General features: G+C 61.0%; 14 protein-coding genes and 1 pseudogene. 3 read left to right on the forward strand and 12 right to left on the reverse strand.

The genetic code is table 11. The annotated features are described in order from the left end of the window. Positions 1-40 precede the first annotated feature (40 nt). Entirely contained in the window at positions 41-1534 is a 1494-nt protein-coding gene (gene hflX, locus BPSY_RS09880; protein WP_033497479.1) for a GTPase HflX, read from the reverse strand. Positions 1535-1806: 272 nt separating this feature from the next. Between hflX and BPSY_RS09885 the strand changes: the two are divergent. The 3 genes and pseudogenes from BPSY_RS09885 to BPSY_RS09895 form a co-directional block, all read left to right on the forward strand. Next, a pseudogene (locus BPSY_RS09885) lies at positions 1807-2484 on the forward strand (class I SAM-dependent methyltransferase); the annotation flags it as partial. Between the two features lie 116 nt (positions 2485-2600). Next, the gene (gene hrpA / locus BPSY_RS09890; protein WP_033497411.1) at positions 2601-6635 is read left to right on the forward strand and encodes an ATP-dependent RNA helicase HrpA; all 4035 of its coding nucleotides are present in this window, start codon (positions 2601-2603) and stop codon (positions 6633-6635) included. A gap of 150 nt (positions 6636-6785) precedes the next feature. After that, positions 6786-7721, forward strand: coding sequence for a hemagglutinin (locus BPSY_RS09895; protein WP_193346442.1), 936 nt, complete (start codon positions 6786-6788; stop codon positions 7719-7721). 93 nt (positions 7722-7814) lie between these two features. Here the strand turns inward: BPSY_RS09895 and BPSY_RS09900 are convergent, their stop codons facing one another. From BPSY_RS09900 to BPSY_RS09950, 11 genes are all read right to left on the reverse strand, one after another. After that, positions 7815-8510, reverse strand: coding sequence for an endonuclease III domain-containing protein (locus BPSY_RS09900; protein WP_033497410.1), 696 nt, complete (start codon positions 8508-8510; stop codon positions 7815-7817). A 62-nt stretch (positions 8511-8572) separates the two neighbouring features. Continuing rightward, positions 8573-9910, reverse strand: coding sequence for a type I glutamate--ammonia ligase (gene glnA / locus BPSY_RS09905; protein WP_033497408.1), 1338 nt, complete (start codon positions 9908-9910; stop codon positions 8573-8575). A gap of 87 nt (positions 9911-9997) precedes the next feature. Further along, positions 9998-10723: a bifunctional 1-(5-phosphoribosyl)-5-((5-phosphoribosylamino)methylideneamino)imidazole-4-carboxamide isomerase/phosphoribosylanthranilate isomerase PriA gene (gene priA / locus BPSY_RS09910; protein WP_033497406.1), complete on the reverse strand. Its 726-nt coding sequence runs from the start codon at positions 10721-10723 to the stop codon at positions 9998-10000. 116 nt (positions 10724-10839) lie between these two features. Then, a complete protein-coding gene (gene hisH, locus BPSY_RS09915) occupies positions 10840-11493 on the reverse strand; it encodes an imidazole glycerol phosphate synthase subunit HisH (protein ID WP_033497404.1) in 654 nt (217 codons plus the stop codon). Between the two features lie 14 nt (positions 11494-11507). After that, positions 11508-12239 carry a hypothetical protein gene (locus tag BPSY_RS09920; protein WP_033497401.1) on the reverse strand — a complete coding sequence of 244 codons (732 nt, stop codon included), beginning with the start codon at positions 12237-12239 and terminating at the stop codon, positions 11508-11510. Next, positions 12236-12835, reverse strand: coding sequence for an imidazoleglycerol-phosphate dehydratase HisB (gene hisB / locus BPSY_RS09925; protein WP_033497399.1), 600 nt, complete (start codon positions 12833-12835; stop codon positions 12236-12238). Before hisB ends, BPSY_RS09920 begins: the two co-directional genes overlap by 4 nt. A 114-nt stretch (positions 12836-12949) precedes the next feature. Next, complete coding sequence (locus BPSY_RS09930) at positions 12950-14107, reverse strand: histidinol-phosphate transaminase (RefSeq protein WP_033497397.1); 1158 nt, start codon at positions 14105-14107, stop codon at positions 12950-12952. Beyond that, positions 14104-15501, reverse strand: coding sequence for a histidinol dehydrogenase (gene hisD, locus BPSY_RS09935; protein WP_033497395.1), 1398 nt, complete (start codon positions 15499-15501; stop codon positions 14104-14106). Before hisD ends, BPSY_RS09930 begins: the two co-directional genes overlap by 4 nt. A gap of 58 nt (positions 15502-15559) precedes the next feature. After that, positions 15560-19120 (reverse strand): DNA polymerase III subunit alpha, encoded by a 3561-nt coding sequence (dnaE, locus tag BPSY_RS09940; RefSeq protein WP_033497393.1) that lies wholly within the window; start codon positions 19118-19120, stop codon positions 15560-15562. 120 nt (positions 19121-19240) lie between these two features. Next, positions 19241-20164 carry an RluA family pseudouridine synthase gene (locus BPSY_RS09945; RefSeq protein ID WP_033497391.1) on the reverse strand — a complete coding sequence of 308 codons (924 nt, stop codon included), beginning with the start codon at positions 20162-20164 and terminating at the stop codon, positions 19241-19243. Continuing rightward, positions 20161-20730 (reverse strand): signal peptidase II, encoded by a 570-nt coding sequence (locus BPSY_RS09950; protein ID WP_081884396.1) that lies wholly within the window; start codon positions 20728-20730, stop codon positions 20161-20163. The genes BPSY_RS09945 and BPSY_RS09950 overlap by 4 nt, the downstream gene beginning before the upstream one ends. Positions 20731-20750: the final 20 nt, after the last annotated feature.

Below are 20750 nucleotides of genomic sequence, written 5' to 3' on the forward strand. Positions count from 1 at the left end.
GCGAATCGATGCACGGTGTCAGCGTCGCCCAAGTCGGCGCTTAGTCCGCCGCCTGGTCGACGATCAGGGCAGCGGTCCTGCTATCGACGTCCGCATCCACGAGAATCCCGTCATTCGTGTATTCCACCGAAGACACCTTGCCATACTCCCTGATCTGGGACACCAGCGATCCGCTGGTGTACGGCAGCAAGGCGTGAACGTGCACGTCGGGCACCGGAAGCTTCGACTCCACCGCCTCCCTCAATGCGGCAAGTCCATAGCCCGACTGCGCGGAGACCACGAATGACCCTGCGTCCAGTTGCTTGAGGCGTTCACGCTGAACCTCGCTGATGCGATCAGCCTTGTTGAAGACGATGATGCGCGGTATCGACTCCGCCCCCGGGATGTCGGTGAGCACCGTATTCACCGCATCGATCTGGGAGAAGGGATCAGGATGCGAACCATCCACGACGTGAATGATCAGGTCGGCCGCGGCCACCTCCTCCAATGTGGATTTGAATGCCTCGACCAACTGTGTCGGCAATCGCCGTACGAAACCGACGGTGTCCACATAGGCGTAATAGCGCCCATCGGGGGTCTGCGCCCTGCGTACCGCCGTATCCAGGGTCGCGAACAAGGCGTTCTCGACCAACTCCCCCGAGCCGGTCAACCTGTTCGTCAGCGATGACTTGCCCGCGTTCGTGTACCCGACCACCGCGATCGTCGGCATGCCGAAACGCCTTCTCGAGCCACGTTTCACATCACGCGCCGGTGCCATCTGCCTGATCTGCCTGCGCAGTTTCGCAATGCGGGTGCGAATCACGCGCCGGTCCATTTCGATTTTGGTCTCACCGGGACCTCGCGAACCGATACCGCCCGCCTGGCCTGCGGCCTGACCTCCAGCCTGCCGTGAAAGCGAGGCGCCCCAGCCTCGCAGCCTCGGGAGCATGTATTCGAGCTGCGCGAGCTCCACTTGGGCCTTGCCCTCGCGGCTGGTGGCGTGCTGGGCGAAGATGTCGAGGATGACGGCGGTGCGGTCCACGACCTTCACCTTCGTCGCATCCTCCAAAGCCCTACGTTGGGACGGCGGCAGATCGTCATCGACGATGATCGTATCGGCCTCGAGCTTGGCGACGATACCCGCAAGCTCATAGGCCTTGCCCGAACCCACATATGTCGCGCGGTCGGGCACGTTGCGGTGCTGCAGCAGCCCATCGAGCACCTCGGCGCCCGCCGTCTGCGCCAGGGCCGAAAGCTCCCTGAGGGATTCCTCGGCCTGCGCCAGACTCGATGTGGCACTGGACCAGACGCCGACGAGCACCACGCGCTCCAGACGGAGTTTGCGATATTCGACTTCGGTGACATCCTGGAGTTCGCCAAGACCCGCGACGTGTTTGAGCTCATTACGCTGCTGCCGCTCGACCCACTCCTGCCGGGAGCGTTCATCCTGATCGTCGCGGCGCCCATCGAGCAGCACCTCGGATTGTTCCTGCAGGGGCTCGGATTGAGGTCGTCTCTCCACATCATGCCCGGCCCGAAGAACACCTGCGGTCACGGCATGATCCGCCGCTCCGCCGTCTTCTGTATTATGGTCATGGTTCTGCGCGAACGAATCGGCTGGCAAACGTTGAGTCAAAGGCACCTCTGCATACGAAAATCTCGATTTGATTGTGACCCTTTATTATCATCGAGTGAGTAGACATTGTGCCGTCGGGATTGTGCGCATGGCATATGACGGATGACGCCACAGATACGACATGGCTGGATGCAGCAGGCGGCGACGGGGAAGCACAGAGCGGATGGCAAACACAGGCAGGGTGAGGAAGCATGGACGGGCAGAAGGATGATGCCGGAGTGAAGCATCAGGATCAGTATTTTTCGGCGCAACCCCAGTCGGCGGATCTGCGCAGATCCTTGCACGTGACCCTTCGCTCACATGAGCTGGACGTGATCGTCTCCAACGGCGTATTCTCCTCCGGCAGACTGGACCTCGGCACATCGGTGCTGCTGCGTCACGCTCCGACACCTCCGGAACACGGCAGGTTCCTCGATCTGGGCTGCGGCTGGGGACCAATCGCGCTCACCCTGGCCTTGGAATCGCCCGAGGCGGAGGTCCATGCGGTCGACATCAATGAACGCGCTTTGGAACTGACCACCGAGAACGCCCGAATCAACGCTTGCACGAATATCCAAAGCCATCGCCCGGATGATCTGCCATCCGACATGCGTTTTGACCTTATCTGGTCGAATCCCCCGATCCGAGTGGGCAAGGAGGCATTGCACTCTCTGCTGACCGATTACCTCAACAGGCTCAACCCGGGAGGCCGGGCCTATCTGGTCGTGCAGAAGAATCTTGGCGCCGATTCGCTGATCACCTGGCTTTCGCGCACCCTGAACGAAGGGCAGGCGATTGATGCGTCGGCACCGGCCGGGTCGGCAACGCCATCGACGGAGTGGAGCATCGGGAAGATCGCATCATCCAAGGGATTCAGAGTCATCGAGGTCATCCGCCCCGAGGACCTCTCTTCGGCACACGGGCGCGCGGACCATGCCGCGAATCCCGACACCACGCCTGATGCACCCCTGCACACCACTTCGAACAACTCCGCGAATCCTTCCCTATGATCTTCGATTATCCAAACGAGCTGCCCGTCAGCGCAGCGAAAGACGACATCCGTGCGGCGATCCAAGAATCCCAGGTGGTGATCGTATCCGGTCAAACAGGATCGGGTAAAACCACCCAGATCCCGAAAATACTTCTGGAGATGGGCCGTGGCACGCATGGCAAACAGGTGGTGCACACCCAGCCCAGACGCATCGCGGCGAGGAGTGTGGCCGAGCGCATCGCGGCCGAGACACAGACCAGACTCGGGAACGAAATCGGCTTCCAGGTCCGCTTCACCGATGAGAGTTCACCCTCGACACGGCTACGCGTGGTCACGGACGGCATTCTTCTGGCCCAGATTCAACGCGACCCGCAGCTGAAGGCATACGATACGATCATCATCGACGAGGCCCATGAGCGCAGTCTGAACATCGACTTTCTGCTCGGCTACCTCACCACGCTGCTGCCGAAGAGGCGTGATCTCAAGCTCATCATCACTTCGGCGACCATCGATTCACTGAAGTTCCAGGAGCATTTCGCCGAGGCTCTGCATACCAAGGTTCCGGTGATCGAGGTTTCCGGAAGGACGTATCCGGTTCAGATCGTCTACGAACCCACCGATGGTCTCCCGGCATTGATGCAGCACGTTCCCGGCTTCTCGTCTTCAAGCAACCCCGATCGTGAGGATTCGCTCGATCTGCCCGAGGCCGTGGCCCGCGCCTGCACCGAATTGATCGTCCATTCCACGCATGAGCGCGGAGCCAGGGATGTTCTGGTCTTCGCCGCGGGCGAGCGGGACATCCACGATTACGAACACGCCCTGCGCCGTCACTTCGGCGAACGCACCAACGATATGCGCCGCTCCGATGCCATCGAGATCATGCCGCTGTTCGCCCGCCTCTCCGCCAAGGAACAGCACCGCGTCTTCGAGGACCACAGCCATCAACGCATCGTCATAGCGACCAATGTGGCCGAGACCTCGCTGACCGTGCCGGGCATACGCTATGTGGTCGATCCCGGTACGGCACGAATCAGCCGCTACTCCAAATCGGCGAAAGTGCAACGACTGCCGATCGAGGACATCTCCCAGGCGAGCGCCGACCAACGCGCGGGTCGATGCGGACGTCTGGCTGATGGCATCGCCATACGACTCTATGGAAAGGACGATTTCGATCAGCGCGAGCGCTTCACCGAACCGGAGATCCTGCGCACCTCGCTCGGAGCGGTCGTCCTGCACATGCTCTCGGTCGGCGTGGCCCATACCGCACACGATGTCGCCGATTTCGGATTCATCGACCAGCCCGATATGCGCGCCGTCTCGGACGGCTTCAATGAGCTGACCGAATTGGGCGCGATCTCCCGGAAGCACGGCGAGGTCAGACTGACGACGACCGGCAGGCAGCTGGCCCGGATCCCCATCGATGTGCGTCTGGGAAGAATGGTCATCGAAGCCTCGCACAGCACCCCGAATGTGCTGGCATCGGTTCTGGTCATCGTCGCATTCCTCAGCCTTCAGGATCCGCGCGAGCGCCCCCAGGAGCAGCGGGAGGAAGCCGATCGCTGCCATAACCGCTATGCCGATGAACAGAGTGATTTCATCACGGCCCTGAACATATGGGACCGTTTCTTCCAGGCAGACGGTGAAACCAGCAATTCCTCCCTGCGCAAGCTGTGCAAGGCCGAATACATGGGTTATCTGCGCATGCGCCAGTGGAGGGATCTGGTCCGCCAGCTGCGTGAGATGTGCCGCGAATTCAAATTCCGCGTCGGCGAGGCCATCCCCTCGTCTCGGCCAGATCTTGAGATCCGCCAACTGCCTCAGAAGCAACAGGCCGCCCATAGTCTGAATTGCTCGTGGGACGATCAGAGCATCCACCGGGCGATGATGGCGGGTCTGCTGTCGAATATCGGCATGCAGATCGTGCATGAGACGAAGGCCTCGGACTTCACCGGATTGAAGGGGGCCGCGCGGGCCAGAGCCATGAAACGTGCCGCCAAACTCGCACGCAACGACTACCAGGGGGCACGCGGGACCCGTTTCGCGCTTTTCCCCGCCTCGGGCGTCGCCAAAACCACACCCGCCTGGGTGATGGTCACCGGGCTGGTCGAGACCTCGCGTCTCTGGGCACGCTACGCCGCGGCCATTGACCCCGCATGGGCGGAATCACTGGCCGGATCCCTCACGCGCACCACCTACGCGGAGCCGCATTGGTCGGCATCCCAAGGTGCGGCCGTCGCCAAGGCCAAGGTGCTGCTGTACGGGCTGCCGATCGTCGAAGACCGCCATGTGCAGTGGGGATCGATCAACCCCGTAGAGGCACGCGACATGCTCATTCGTCAGGGGCTCGTCGAGGGGGACATCCAGCAGCGCTTCTCCTATGACGACTTCGTCAGAGGCAATCTGAATGTCCTTGAGCAGGCGGGTGACGACACCAGACGTACCCGTCGCATCATCGACGCCGTCAGCGACGAGGACCTTGTCGATTTCTACGATGCCGTGATACCGGATGACATCACCTCCTTGGCGGCCCTGGCCCACTGGTGGAAGACCGAACACCAACAGCACCCGCATCTGCTTGATTTCGACCCCGATGAGGTCGAACGCCTGCGAGAAAGCGAGGAGATAAGCCTCGATGATTATCCCGACCAGTGGCATACGGTCGGCAGTGACGCCTCCCCCATCGATCTGAAACTCAGCTACATCTATGACCCGCATGCTGACAATGACGGCGTCACCGTTCATATCCCGCTGAAATACCTGTCACGGCTCTCCGTGGAGGAGTTCACATGGAATGTGCCTGGAATGCTCGATGAGCTGATCGTGTCAACGATCAAATCGTTGCCGAAGACCTTGCGCGTCCAATTCGTTCCAGCACCTGACACGGCCAAAGCCATACGTCTGTGGATCGATGAGCATTACCCCGCCCTGCCGGGCAGCGCGAAGACCGTGGACCATGCCTCCTCACCCCGGACCTGGCCTGATTTCGCCCATGTCTTCACCACTGCGGCCATAGCCGTGGTGGGGGCGCAGCTGCACCCCGAAGTGTTCAATGACGATCAGCTGGCTAAGCTGCCGCCGTACACACGCATGACCTTCAGCGTCGAGGGCGCCCGGCCGGACAAGGGCCGTAGGCATGCCTCCCACGGTCACGGCCGTGGCCACACGCAGGTACTCGGCACATCCAAGTCGCTGCACGAACTCCAGATGCTCTTCGCCGCACAGGCCGAGGCCTCGGCACGCAAACTGGTCAGCTCGAAGGCACAGAAGGCCGCAGAGGCGGGAAAACTCGTGGAGCAGACCAATCTCTTGCATCGGGCGGGCGCGACCACACAGACACGGTCCTCGATGCTCTGGAAGGGTGCTCTGGATGCTTTGCGCCTGCCGACGGAGAGAATCACCTCGCGCTGGCTGGGCACCGAGGCTCTGATGATGGCTTCAGCACCGTATTCGAGCACCAAGGCGCTTGTCGAGGATCTGCAGTTCGCCGCCGTCAAGCGTCTGCTGCCGAATGTGAGGGAACTGCCTGATGATGCCGCACTCGATCAAGCGGTGAATGATGTGAGTGAGATATACGAAGACACCGTCTATGCCGTCACGAAGGATGTGGTGCAGGCCCTCAAGGAGTTTGCACAGGTGGATTCAGCCGTTTCCGGTCCCGCCGACCTCCCCCTGCTGTCGGTGCTGCAATGGCTTCGCGAACACATCGCCACACTGGTCCGCCCCGGCTTCATAGCGGACGCCCCCAGCGACGCCCTGATTTCGATCGAGCGTTATCTGCGGGCGGATATGGTACGGCTGCAAAAGGCCAAAGCCGACAAAACCCGGGATGTACGTTGGGCATGGCAGGCCGACGAGGCCCGTCAACTGGTCACGGCCGCACAGGAACAGGCGAAGAAGGAACCCGCCGGGGCACGGCGTGAGGAGCTGATGGAACGCTCCACACGGGCCCGGTGGATGCTGGAGGAATTCTATGTCTCACTATGGGCCCAGGAATTGGGCACTTCGGGGCCGGTCAGCCTGCAGCGCATCCGCAAGGCGATCGCCGCATAGCTCCATCCTCGGCGAACACACACCCCGACGTTCTATCATGATGACGATGAAGGCGTTTGGAATTGGAATGTGCACACTCCGGGAGACGGATATCCCGACGATGCGCCCCGAACGGGCAGATGCCACGACGGCAGAAGAGGTTACACACCTATGACCGGAAAACATACCGGCAAACGCAGCACGAGCGGAAGAGGCACAGGCCGAAGGAAGGGCACATCGGGCATCCGGGGCATTGCCCTGGTCTGGAAGAGGATGTCGCCGCTTCACCGGGTGCTCTCATCCGTGGCGGCCACCCTGGTCGTACTGCTGGTCATGACGCTGACGATGGGCGCGATCCGATACGCCCAGTATCTGACCGAGGTCCATAATGCGCAGGAGCGCCAACAGCAATTCGCCAGGGAATACTCCTTCAACCCCGGCAGTATCATCTCCGATACACGCTTCTTCGATTCCAAGACCATGAACGCCAAGGAGATCCAGTCCTTCCTCGATGAGAAAGGCACGGCCTGCACCGGCAAGAGCTGTCTGAAGAACTACACGGTCGACACCCAGGACAAGGCCGCCGATGCCTTGTGCAAGGCGTATAAGGGCGCTTCCAAGCAGAGTGCGGCCACGATCATCGATGAGGTGTCGAAAGCCTGCGGAATCAGCCAGAAGGTCCTGCTGACCCTGCTGCAGAAGGAACAGCATCTGGTGACGGCGACCGCCCCCACAGCCTGGCAGTACAAGGCGGCAATGGGCCTCTCCTGCCCGGATGATGCGGATTGCGATCCGAACTACGCGGGATTCTTCAAACAGGTCTACGGCTCAGCCAGCAGGTTCAAGTATTACCAGGCCCATCAAAGCGAGTACTCATACGCCGCGCAGAAGCTCAACTACATCCAGTACAGTCCCACGAAGTCCTGCGGCGGCGCGAATGTCTACATCGACAACGAGGCCACGGCCTTGCTGTACATCTACACGCCGTACCAGCCCAATGCTGCGGCCCTCAACGCTGGATTCGGCGAGGGGAACAGCTGCTCAAGCTACGGCAACCGTAATTTCTCGCTGATCTATGCCAACTGGTTCGGCAATCCGCGCGCATGAAGGCGCCGATCGCCGTGTAGGCGGTCTTCGACCTGCCACGCAGCAGGATATGAAACGCCGTGTCTCACGGTGATATCCCGTCCTGCGTCGCATTCAACCCGATATCACACCGAATCTCGCGGCATAGCTTCCGAGGAACGAGTCCTTCATCGTCTCAGGGCTGCGATGGGATTTACCGTATTGGTCGATGAGGCCGTGGAATTCCTGCAGTTCGACCACCGTGAACGCATATGAACGCACCTCGGGCAGCATGCGATTCCTGAAGGCCTCATAGCCCTTGGGTACATCCTGACCCAGAAATCCGAACAAGCGGCGGGCATAGGTATCGGCGATGAAGGCTTCACGGTCGAATACGTAGAGCAGCAGATCATCCGCCGTCTCTCCCCCGACCCCGAACACCGACAGCAGTTCGGAACGCAGCTCCTCATCCTCGATGCCCTCGGCGCCCTCCGGCCTGAATCCGCAGCGATCGCCATACCATGCGCACAGATCGTGCAGGGCCCTTGACTTGTTCTTCTGGAAACCGGATGGACGGATCAGTTCCTGCAAGTCACCGGGATCGAGGGAGAGCATGGTATCTGGTTCGAGAACACGGGCCTGCTTCAGGGCATCAAGGGAACGGGCCACATTGCCCCAGGCCGTGTTCTGCGTAAGCACGGCCCCGACCATGATCTCGAATCGGCTCTCCGCAGGCCACCAATGGCTCGGCCCCATGGCCTCCAGCATGATGGAAAACACGTCCCGGATGGAGATCTCTTCACCCGGGACGTGTTTCGCAATCACTGACATCCTCTTCCCCGCTGTATGCAGCACCCTACACGCCACTTGGACGCACGGCTTCTCCCGCCGGACTAGAGCCGGGGCAGGTATTTCTGCAGCTCGTACGGCGTGACCTGCATGCGGTAGTCTTCCCATTCCTGACGCTTGTTCCGCAGGAAATACTCAAAGGCATGCTCACCGAGCACATCGGCCACGAAGTCGGACTTCTCCATGATCTTCAATGCCGAGTCCAGGGAGTCGGGAAGCGGTTCTATCCCCATGGCCTGGCGTTCGGCGTCAGTCAGCTCCCAGACGTCATCACTCGTCGGATCGGCAAGCGTCATCTGCTTCTCGACGCCGTCAAGCCCCGCCGCCAGCAGAACCGAATACGACAGATAGGGATTCGTCACCGGATCCAAAGCGCGGAACTCCATGCGAGCGGAGTTGCCCTTGCCCGGTTTGTACTGTGGGATACGCAGCAGCGCGGAACGGTTGTTGTGTCCCCAGCAGATATAGCTAGGAGCTTCGTTGCCGCCCCACAACCGTTTGTAAGAGTTGACATACTGATCGGTGACCGCGGTGATCTCCGCGGCATGGTAGAGAATGCCCGCGGCGAACTGGCGCGCCGTCAGGGACATGTTGAATTCCTGACCCGCCTCGTAGAAGGCGTTGGCGTCGCCCTCGAAGAGACTGAGATGGGTGTGCATGCCTGAGCCTGGCTGATTGGTCAGCGGCTTGGGCATGAAGCTCGCGTGAATGCCCCGTTCAAGGGAGACCTCCTTCACCACCGTGCGGAAGGTCATGATGTTATCCGCTGTGGTCAAGGCATCGGCGTAGCGCAGGTCGATCTCATTCTGCCCGGGGCCGGCCTCGTGATGCGAGTATTCGACGGAGATGCCCATCTGCTCGAGCATGTTCACGGTCGCGCGACGGAAGTCCATCCCTGGGCTGCGGGGCACATGATCGAAGTATCCGCCCTCGTCGATGGGCGTCGGAACCTGGGACCAGTCGTTCTGGCTTTCGAAGAGATAGAACTCGATTTCGGGGTGGACGTAGAAGGTGAAGCCCTTGTCTTTGGCCTTCGAAAGCGCCCGCTTCAGCACATGGCGCGGATCGCCGAGGCTTGCGTCACCCTCCGGAGTCAGGATGTCGCAGAACATGCGTGCTGTCCCCTGCGGTCCACCACGCCACGGGAGGATCTGGAAGGTGGAGGGATCCGGTTTGACGATCATATCGTCCTCGGAGACCCTGGTCATGCCTTCGATCGCCGAACCGTCGAAGCCCAATCCCTCTTCGAAGGCCGCTTCGAGCTCGGCTGGCGCGATGGCAACGGATTTCAAAGTCCCCAACACATCGGTGAACCATAGGCGAATAAAACGTACATCGCGTTCCTCTACTGTGCGAAGCGCGAACTCCTGCTGCTTATCCATGCTAGCCATGCTTTCATGAGTTTATTTCGTATGCAATACCATCGCCCGGTGTGTTGCCAAAACACCGCCGTTCAAACGTCTGATTCGTCACTTTCCGACGAGCGCCAGGGCTTCCTCCAAGGTGAAGGCCTTGGCGTACAGGGATTTGCCCAGAATCGCGGAATCGACGCCCAATGGGCTCAACTCCTCGATCGCACGTAGATCGTCGAGTTTGGAGATGCCGCCCGATGCGGTGATCTTCGCATCGCTGCGTTCCGCGACCTGCCTGAGCAGTTCGATGTTCGGCCCCTGCATCATGCCGTCGCGCGCCACGTCGGTGACCACATACCGTGAGCAGCCCACCTCGTCCAGGGCCTTCATGGTCTCGAAGAGGTCACCACCCTCCCGCGTCCACCCTCGGGCCGCAAGCGTATGCCCTCTGACGTCGAGTCCGATGGCGACCCTGTCCCCGTACCTCCTGATCACCGAAGCGGTCCACTCAGGGTTCTCCAGCGCGGCCGTCCCGATGTTCACCCGTGCCGCACCGGCGTCAAGCGCCGCCGCCAGGCTGTCGTCATCGCGGACTCCGCCGCTCATCTCGATATTGACCTGATCGCCGAGTTCAGCGACGATCTCGCGTAGCTGGTCGCGGTTGTTCCCCGTACCGAAGGCGGCATCGAGATCGACCAGATGGATCCACTCGGCCCCGCTACCCAACCATGTACGCGCCGCTTCCAACGGACTGCCGTAGTCGGTTTCCGAGCCGGATTCGCCTTGACGAAGGCGGACGGCCTTGCCGTCTCGAACATCCACAGCGGGAAGAAGCGTCAACATAGGTGTTCCTTTCATATTCTGTGTTCACAGTAGTCGGTGTCCAGACAGGGCCGGCATGCATGCCGCCGCAGGCCTCGCGCCTGGTCGGAGGATGTGCCTCGCCGCGCTCGCCGGTATCAGCCCTGTTGCGGGAATGTCCCCATCCAGTTTCGCAGCAGCCGCGCGCCGGCCTGCGCCGATTTCTCAGGATGGAACTGGGTCGCGCTCAACGCCCCCCGCTCATAGGCCGCCACGAAATGACTGCGCCCGTAATCGCACCAGGTGATCTTTCCCTGTTCTCCGGCGAAATCGATATCCGATTGCTCCGCGTCCTCGGCACCCATCGCCGCAAAGGAATGCACGAAATAGAAGCGTTCGTCTTCGATGCCTTCCAGCAGCCTGCTGCCGGGTGCCGCGCTGACGGTGTTCCAGCCCATATGCGGCACGACATCCGCGTCCAATGCGGTGACCTGGCCATTGATCAAGCCCAGCCCCTCGGCGTCGTCCCCATGCTCGGTGCCCATCTGGAACATGATCTGCTCACCGACGCACACCCCAAGCACCGGGCGGCCGGCACGCAGCCGATCGGTGATCACCCGATCGCCATTCACCGACTTCAGACCCTCCATGCATGCGGCGAAGGCGCCCACACCCGGCACGACGAGACCATCGGCCTGGAGTGAGGCACGGTAGTCGGATGTCAGGGTCACATCAGCACCCAGATTGTCGACAGCCCTGAGCATCGAACGGACATTGCCGAAACCATAGTCAAACACCACAATTGAAGTCATTACGATCCCTCATCTCACTCGTTGGCGGTGCCTGCCGCATGCCCGCCCGAACCGGAACGCGTATGGCGGGCGATGATGGCCATTGCCGATTCGTCGCTCAGCTCGTCGGTATCGCTCACACTGTAGCCGTCAACCTGCACCATGCTCAGATTCGATGCGCCGATCAGCAGATCCTCGACGCAGGATGACGTGGAGGCGAACAGAACCGGCGGGGAGAAGGACTCCCCCGCGTGTCCGTTCAGCCATAACGTCGCTTCAAGTTTGTCGGCACGATTCACGGCGAGCACCGCAGAGAGACCCGAAACCACTGAGGTCAGATCCCTGGCGCATGTCTCCGGTTCATCACCGTCAAGGGCACGCAGCACGGCGAAGGCGCCTTCCGGTGTGTCGATGCAATCCGCATCGATGCCCGCGAGCCTGCAGAAGGCGGCGAGCAGCTCACCCGAGGACAATCTGGTGATCAGGGTCGCGATTTTGGCCTTGTTGCCGATCAGGCCTTCCAGCTCATCATCGAAGTCGATGCCTTCACCGGAGGCATCCCCGGAAGTCTGGGGATCGGATGCCTGATGATCCTGCTCCGTCGTATTCGCCGATGCACCGTCATCCGGTCGGGACGCGCCGTCATCATCTGCGTTGAGCTCCTCTTCGAAGCCTGCGAGCGCCGCCTCTATCTCCTCATCGGTCAGATGACGCTCTCCTTCGGGATCCTGCGACGATCCCCGTCGTCCGTCATCCTTCTCGCTCACAATGCACCCTTGGTGCTGGGAATGCCCGTTACCCTGGGGTCCATTTCGACGGCTCCGCGCAGGGCACGTGCCAGGGCCTTGAATTCCGCCTCGGCAATATGATGGGGATCCCGCCCTGCCAGCAGCGTCAGATGCAGGCAGATACCCGCGTGGAAGGCTATCGATTCCATGACGTGACGTACCAATGAGCCGGTGAAGTGCCCGCCGATCATCGCATATTCGAAGCCTTCGGGTTCACCTGTGCAGACCGCGTAGGGACGGCCGGAGATATCGACCACGGCTGTGGCCAAAGCCTCGTCAAGAGGCACCGTCGCATCGGCGAAACGGCGGATGCCGCGCTTGTCTCCGAGCGCCTGTTTCAAAGCCTCGCCGAAGACGATGGCGATGTCCTCCACCGTGTGATGCGCATCGATGTCGGTATCCCCACTTGCCTTGATCGACAGATCTATCAGGGAGTGCTTGCCCAGTGCAGTCATCATATGGTTGTAGAACGGTACGCTGGTCTGAATGTCCGTAGCGCCCGTGCCATCCAGGTTCAGGCTCAGCTCGACCTGTGATTCGCTGGTGATGCGCGTTATCGAGGCTGTTCTGTCCATGGTCTCTCCTTTGTAACGATACCCACTGGTACCCAGCATAACGAGCCGATACTACAGTCGGTCGCCGTTGTCCGGTCCTCCCGGGTGCCGCGACGCCATAGGTCGGCGGGTACGCTACGCCTGGTCGTGCAGAGCAAGGACCTCGGTGAAGGCCTGTCGGAAGCGGGCCATCTCCTCATCCGTGCCCATGCATACGCGCAGCCAGCCTTCCGGCCCGACCACGCGGATGAGGACCCCACGGTCCAGCAGATCCTGGAATATCGTCTCCCGCCGCTCGAAGGTGCCGAAGAGCACGAAGTTCGAACCCGAGGGTGCGACTCGGATATTCTCGCCATGATAGTGCTGCTGGGCGAGCCACGAGGCCGTCTGTTCCCTGGTCTGCCTGAGATGCGCGACGGTGCTCAGCTGCTCATCGGTGTGTTCGAAGGCGGCGAGCGCCGCGGCCTGGGTGACCGCGCTGAGGTGGTACGGCATGCGCACGATGCGCACCGCATCTATGATGCCCTCGTCGGCGGCAAGGTAGCCGACACGTGCACCTGCGAAGGCGAAGGCTTTCGACATGGTCCGGCTCACGGCCAGATTGTGGTGTTTGGGGACCAGGCTCACCGCGGATGGTGTTCCCGGATCACGGAATTCCACATAGGCCTCATCGACGATGAGGATCGGGTGCGCACCTTCCGGGGCCCCGGTGACCGGAGCCTGTTCGCAGGCGGCGAGCAGGGCCTCGATCTCGTCGTGTGGCAGCACCGTTCCGGTCGGATTGTTCGGACTGGTCACCAGAACCATCGAGGGGCCGTACTCGTTGATGGCATCGATCGTACGATCCACGTCAAGGGTGAAATCCTCATGGCGATGCGCGAGTTTCCATGTGGTGAAGGTGTCGCGGGCGTATTCCGGGTACATCGAGTATGTCGGGTCGCATCCCAGCGCCGTGCGTCCGGGGCCGCCGAAGGCCTGGAAGAGCTGCAGCATGATCTCGTTGGAGCCGTTGGCACCCCAGAGCTGCTCGACGCGCAGGCGCGTGCCGGATTCCTTGGCGAGGTAGTCGCTGAAGGCCTGACGCAACTCGATATGCTCCCTATCGGGGTATCGGTTCAGCTCGGCCGCGATGGAAGCGACCCGCTGTGCGATGCTGCTGACCACGTCAGGCTCAAGCGGATAGGGGTTCTCGTTGACATTCAGGCATACCGGTACGTCCAGTTGAGGCGCCCCATAGGGCTCCTCACCCAGCAGATCGTTGCGCAGCGGGATGCTGGAGGGGATGGCGCTCATAGCAGGCCCGCCTCCTGTTCCTGCTGGCGAAGCGTGGCTTTGTCATAGGGATCGTCGATGAAACGGCTCAGCACGCATTCACCGTGTCCCGGCAGATCCTCGCTCACCGCGAAGGCGTTGATCCGGGAAGCCAGGACCTTCAGCCCCTCTTCGTCATATTCGATCACTTCGACCGGCTTCATGAAGGTGTGCACGCCGAGGCCGCTCGCGAAGCGTGCGGTCCCACCTGTCGGCAGCACGTGGTTCGAACCGGACATGTAATCACCAAGCGGGACCGGGGAATACGGCCCGCGGAAGATGGCTCCGGCATTCGTGATCCTCGCGATCACGGCGTCCGCATCCTTCGTCTGAATCTCAAGATGTTCGGCGGCATAGGCATTCGCCACCTCAATGGACTGGTCGATGCCGTCGGTCAGGATGATGCCCGACTGGCTTCCCGCCAGTGATGTCGTCACACGCTCGGCATGCTCCGTGCGCGGAACCCGGTGCAGCAGACTCTCCTGCACGCGCTGGGCCAGTGCCTCGTCATCGACGATGAGCACGGAACCCGCAAGCTCGTCATGTTCGGCCTGGCCGATGAGATCGGCAGCGAGCCATTCGGGATTGGCGCCCGAATCCGCGACTATGGCGATTTCCGTCGGCCCGGCGACGGCATCGATGCCGACGAAGCCGGATACCAGACGCTTTGCCGTCGCGACGAAGATGTTGCCTGGGCCGGTGATCTTGTCCACCGGGTCGCAGAGCACGTCGCCATCCTGTGGCAGCGAGCCCTTCGCACCGTATGCGAACATCGCGATGGCCTGCGCCCCGCCCACCGCATAGACCTCATCGACACCGAGTATGGCGCATGTCGCCAGGATGGTCCCGTTCGGCAGCCCCTCCTCCGAGGTTTTGGACGGTGGCGTCGCGATCGCCAGGGATTGGACGCCCGCGGCCTGTGCCGGCACCACGTTCATGATCACCGAGCTCGGGTATACGGCCTTGCCTCCAGGAACATAGAGTCCGACGCGCTGCACCGGAATCCAACGCTCGGAGACCCTGGCCCCCGGGGCCAGATCCGTGTGGAAAGCTTCAGGAACCTGGGACGCGCTGACGGCCCGGGAACGCCTGACCGACTCCTCGATGGCGAGCTTGACCTCGGGATCGAGCTCCTCCAACGCCTGTTGGAGTTTCTCCTGAGGAACGCGGAGATTCGTGGGCCGCACGCCGTCGAAGCGTTCGCCGAAATCCCTGAGCGCCGCCGCGCCGCGTTGATGGACCTCATCAAGAATCGGTTGCACCAGTTCCGCGGCCTCATGCGTGCCCATCTGGGCCCTTGGCATCGCCTGCAGCAGTTCGGAGCGCGTGAGCCTCTGCCCGCGCAAATCAATGGTTCTCATGAGATTGTCCGTCATAATACTGATGTTAGATTCCACCAATGACGAAGCGGCACGACCATGTTGGCGCAGGCGCTCAGGCTGCGGTCAGACAGGAGGGTCCGAAAATCGTTTTGATCTCGGCGAAGAGGCTGGTGTCACGTTTGATCCGGTATCCATCACCGAATGTCATCACCGTGGCATCGCCTTTGGCGTTCACCACCAGCAGCTTGACCTCGCAGTAGCCCGGGTGCGAACGCAGTATATCGCTGAGCTGCTTCATCCTCATGCCGTCCAAGGCGACGGGTGGCAGTGCGATCATCAGAGGACGTTCATCGACGGAATCCAGGGTGGGTTTCTCCATCTCCGTCGCCCGCATCGAGACCGTTTCCTCGCGCAGCTCGATCTGCCCTCTGACGCATACGACGGTATCCACGGCCAACTCCGCGGCATTGGCCTCATACACCTTGCCGAAGAACATGCATTGGATGGAGCTTTCCAGATCCTCCACCGTGACGATGGCCCAGGCGTTGCCTTTCTTCGACACACGGCGGTCCACGCCGGTTATCAGACCGGCGATGGTTATCATCTGGCCTTCGCCCATCGTCTTGGCCTTATCGATGAGCTGGGCGATGGACATATCGCGCAGACCGGCAAGCACCGAGGTCATGCCACTCAAAGGGTGGTCGGAGACATACAGACCCAGCATCTCCCGCTCGAAATTCAGCTTCGTCGGCTTGTCCCATTCCTCGATGTCCGGGACGGTGACAGCGGCATCCCCCATCGCATCATCCGATTCGTCGGCCCCGGCATCCGCGAAGAGATCGAACTGTCCCTCGGCCTGCTTGCGTTTCAACGGAACCAGGGAGTCTATGGCGACCTCATGGATCTGGTACAGGGCGCGCCTGTTGGGGTCAATGGCGTCGAATGCCCCCGCTTTGATCAGGGATTCCAAGGATCGGCGATTCAGGACGTTCAATGAGACCCTTCGCACGAAATCAACGAAATTCACATAATGCCCGTGCGGACCTTCACGTTCGGAGACGATATCCGCAACCACCTTGTCACCGACATTGCGGATGGCCCCCAGCCCGAAGCGCACCACGTCGCCGACTGCCGAATACTCGGAGACCGACTCGTTCACATCGGGAGGGAGCACCTGGATGCCCATGCGCCTGGCCTCGCCGAGGTACAGGGCCGTCTTGTCCTTGTTGGTGCGTTCGTTCTGCAGCAGGGCCGCCATGAATTCAACGGGATAATGGGTTTTCAGATAGGCGGTCCAGTAGGAGATCATGCCGTAGGCCGCGGAATGCGCCTTGTTGAAGGCATATCCGGAGAAAGGCACCAGAATATCCCAGACGGCCTGTGCGGCCTGCTCCGAATACCCGTGCTCCTTCATACCGGCGAAGAAGGGCACCCGCTCCTTGGCCAGCACTTCGGGCTTCTTCTTACCCATCGCTCGACGCAGCACATCAGCCTTGCCCAATGAGTAACCAGCCAAGATCCTCGCGGCGGACTGCACCTGCTCCTGGTAGACGATCAGGCCGTAGGTCTCGTCGAGCACGTCCTTCAACGGTTCCTCGACCTCGGGATGGATCGGGACGATGTTCTGCAAACCGTTCTTGCGCTTGGCGTAGTTGGTGTGCGAGTTCATATCCATAGGACCGGGGCGGTACAGTGCGATCAATGCCGAGATGTCGTTGAAGTTATCCGGTCGCAGGGTCTTGAGCAGGGATCGCATGCCGTCGCCATCGAGCTGGAACACACCCAGCGTATCGCCACGGGACAGGAGCTGGTAGGTTTCCTTGTCATCCAACGGGATCTGCTGGATCGTGATCTCTTCCTTGCCGTTGCGCACGATGTTCTTCAGCGTGTCACGGATGACCGTGAGATTGGAAAGCCCGAGGAAATCCATCTTGACCAAGCCCAGGGTTTCACAGGTGTGGTATTCGAAGGTGGTCGTCACGGTGCCGTCGTTGCGTTCCATCAGCGGCGAGGTATCGGTGATCGGGTTGGATGCCATAATCGTCGCGCAGGCGTGCACACCGGTCTGGCGGATCATGCCCTCGATGCCCTTCGCCTCTTCGGTGATGCGTTTGACATCGGGATCGGAATCGTACAGATCACGGAACTCACGGGCCTCCGGGTAACGTTTCGACTTCTCGTTGAAGATGTCCTTGAGGCTCATGTCCTTGCCGTTCACGGAGGGCGGCAGCGCCTTGGTGACACGGTCTCCCATCGCGAATTCGTAGTCCATGATGCGTGCCGAATCCTTCAGGGCCTGCTTGGTCTTGATCGTGCCGTAGGTCACGCATTGGGCGACCTTGTCGCTGCCGTATTTGCGCCCGACGTAAGCGAGCACGCGCATACGGCCTTCCGGATCGAAATCCACATCGATATCAGGCAGCGAGACGCGCTCCGGGTTCAGGAAGCGTTCGAAGATCAGACCGTGCTCGATGGGGTCAAGCTCGGTGATGCCCATCGCGTAGGCCACCATCGAACCTGCCGCCGAGCCACGACCGGGGCCCACCATGATGCCGTTCTCCTTGGCCCAGTTGATGTAGTCGGCGACCACGAGGAAGTAGCCCGCGAACTGCATCTGGCAGATGACACCGCATTCGTAGTCGGCCTGTTGCACGACGCTCTGCGGCACACCATCGGGATAGCGCTTGGTGAGCCCCTCCTCCACCTGGTGCAGGAAGAGCGAGGTCTCGTCCCATCCTTCCGGGCACTCGAAACGCGGCATGAAGGCGCCGTCCTCATGGTCGTCGAACATCACATTGCAGCGTTCGGCTATATCGAGCGTATGGTCGCAGGCTTCAGGAAACTCCTTGAACAGTTCGCGCATCTCCTGGGCGGTTTTGATGTAGTAGCCGCTGCCATCGAATTTGAATCTGCCGGGTTCATCGAGGCGCGAGCCTGAATTGATGCAGAGCAGTGCGTCCTGTGCCGAGGCATCATGCTCATGCACATAGTGCGAATCATTGGTCGCCAGCAGAGGAGCATTGAGCTGCTTCGCGATGCGCAGCAGATCCTTGGTCACCCTGCTTTCGATTTCGAGACCATGATCCATCAACTCGACGTAGTAGTTCTCCCTGCCGAAAATATCCTGGAACTCCGAGGCCGCCCTCAACGCCTCGTCATACTGACCCAGGCGCAGGCGCGTCTGCACGATTCCCGATGGGCATCCTGTGGTGGCTATCACGCCTTTGGAATGGCGGGAAAGCACCTCTTTGTCCATACGCGGCCATTTGCCGACCAGACCCTCAAGATTGGCGATCGAGGAGGCCTTCATCAGATTCACCAGGCCCTCATCGTTGCTGGCAAGCAGGGTCATATGGGTGATGAAACCGCCACCCGATACATCGTCGGAGCGCTGCGCCTCGGTGCCCCACCGTACGCGGGTCTTGTCCTGACGGGAGGTTTCGGGCGTCACATAGGCTTCGATGCCGATGATGGGTTTCACACCCGCCTGCACCGCCGTGCTCCACATCTCATAGGCACCGTGCATATTGCCGTGATCGGTTATGGCGATGGCGGGCTGGCCGAGTTCCTTGACCTGTTCGACCAGATCTGGGATGCGTGATGCACCGTCGAGCATCGAGTAATGGGTGTGTGTATGCAGATGAACGAAGCTGGAATCGACGGAGGAAGTCATGCCCTCTAATCTAACAGCCCCACCCAATCATCCTGTGGTGAACGCTCCGGACAGCCGGTGCAATCTCGGGATGCACGGGCAGACTGCGACCGTGCCCGAACGGTCTCTCCTGCGTGCCGTTCAGCGGCTATCCGGGCGCATGCGCACCATATCGAGCGCGTGCTGCAGATCCCTCGGATAGGTGGAGTCGACACGCGTCCACAGATGTGTTCGTGGATGGCGAAATTCCAGTCTCATCGCATGGAGCCACTGCCTGTCCAGTTCCAGCTCCTCCGCAAGGCGGGGATTCGCACCATACATGTGGTCGCCCACGAGCGGATGCCCGATGGATGAGAAATGGACGCGAATCTGATGCGTTCGTCCTGTTTCGAGATTGATGCTGGCCAGGGTCGCCACACCGAAACGTTCCAGCACATCCCAATGGGTGATGGCGGCTTTGCCGGATGGGGTGACCGTGAAGCGGAAATCCGATACCTTCGCCCTGCCTATCGGGGCCTCTATCGTGGCCTTGTCCTCATTGAGGTTCCCCTGGACCAGGGCATGGTAGGTCTTGACCACCTCATGCTCCGAGAACTGCCGGCGCATCTCCTTGTATGCCAGTTCAGACTTGCACACCAGCATCAGGCCGCTCGTGCCCACATCAAGACGGCTGACGATGCCTTGCCGTCCTGCGGCGCCGTAACTGGTGATGTGCACTCCCCTGTTGAGCAGGCTACCGAGGACGGTCGGCCCGGTCCAACCCACCGAGGCATGGGCTGCCACGCCCACCGGCTTGTCGACCACCACGATATCCTCGTCTTCGTAGACCACAGCCATGTCATCGGCTATCGGTTCCGGGGGCTGGCTGGGGTGTTCGAGATCGAGCTCGATCAGATCCCCGGTATGCAGGCTTTTGGACTTCACCATCGGACGGTCCAACAGTCTGACCTGTTGCGAGTCGATGAGCTCCCCCGCCTTTGCCCGCGATATCCCAAGCATCTTCGCGAGGGCCACATCCATGCGTTTCCCGATCAGTGCGTCCGGGGCAGGAATGATCTTGCTCATGAATCGCTTGGCCCGACGGCTTGCTCAGCCACGGCCGCTTCCTGACCGTCTTCGTGAGGCGCTGCCGCCTCGTCCCCGAAGGGAATGCCCTTGAACAGGGCCAGCACTATGCCCACGCCCGCAACCATCAGGATGATGTCGGCCACATTGCCCACCGACCAGCCATAATCGAGGAAGTCGACGACCTTGCCGTCGAGGAAACCCTGTGCATAGACGATGCGGTCGATGAGGTTGCCCATCGCACCGGAGAAGGCGAGAGCCAACAGCAGCGTCCACACCATCGAGCTCGTCCGGATCACCATGACGATCATGGCCAGGCAGGCCACGATGGCCACCAGCGAGATCACCCAGGTGTATCCCGATGCCAATCCCAGTGAAGCGCCGGGATTGCGCAGCAGGCGCAGGGAGAGGATGCCCGGGATGACGGGCACCGAATCGAGTGTTGAGAGTTTGGCAAGCGCCAATGCCTTGGTGACCTGGTCTATGCCAAGCGCGACGACGGTGACGCAAGCAAAGACGGCCACGCGCATGCGCAGCCGCCTAGCTGAATTTCCCTGAAGGGACATAAATCATGACCTCACTGGTC

Origin of the sequence: Bifidobacterium psychraerophilum (genome assembly GCF_000741705.1) — a bacterium.
GTDB lineage: Bacteria > Actinomycetota > Actinomycetes > Actinomycetales > Bifidobacteriaceae > Bombiscardovia > Bombiscardovia psychraerophila.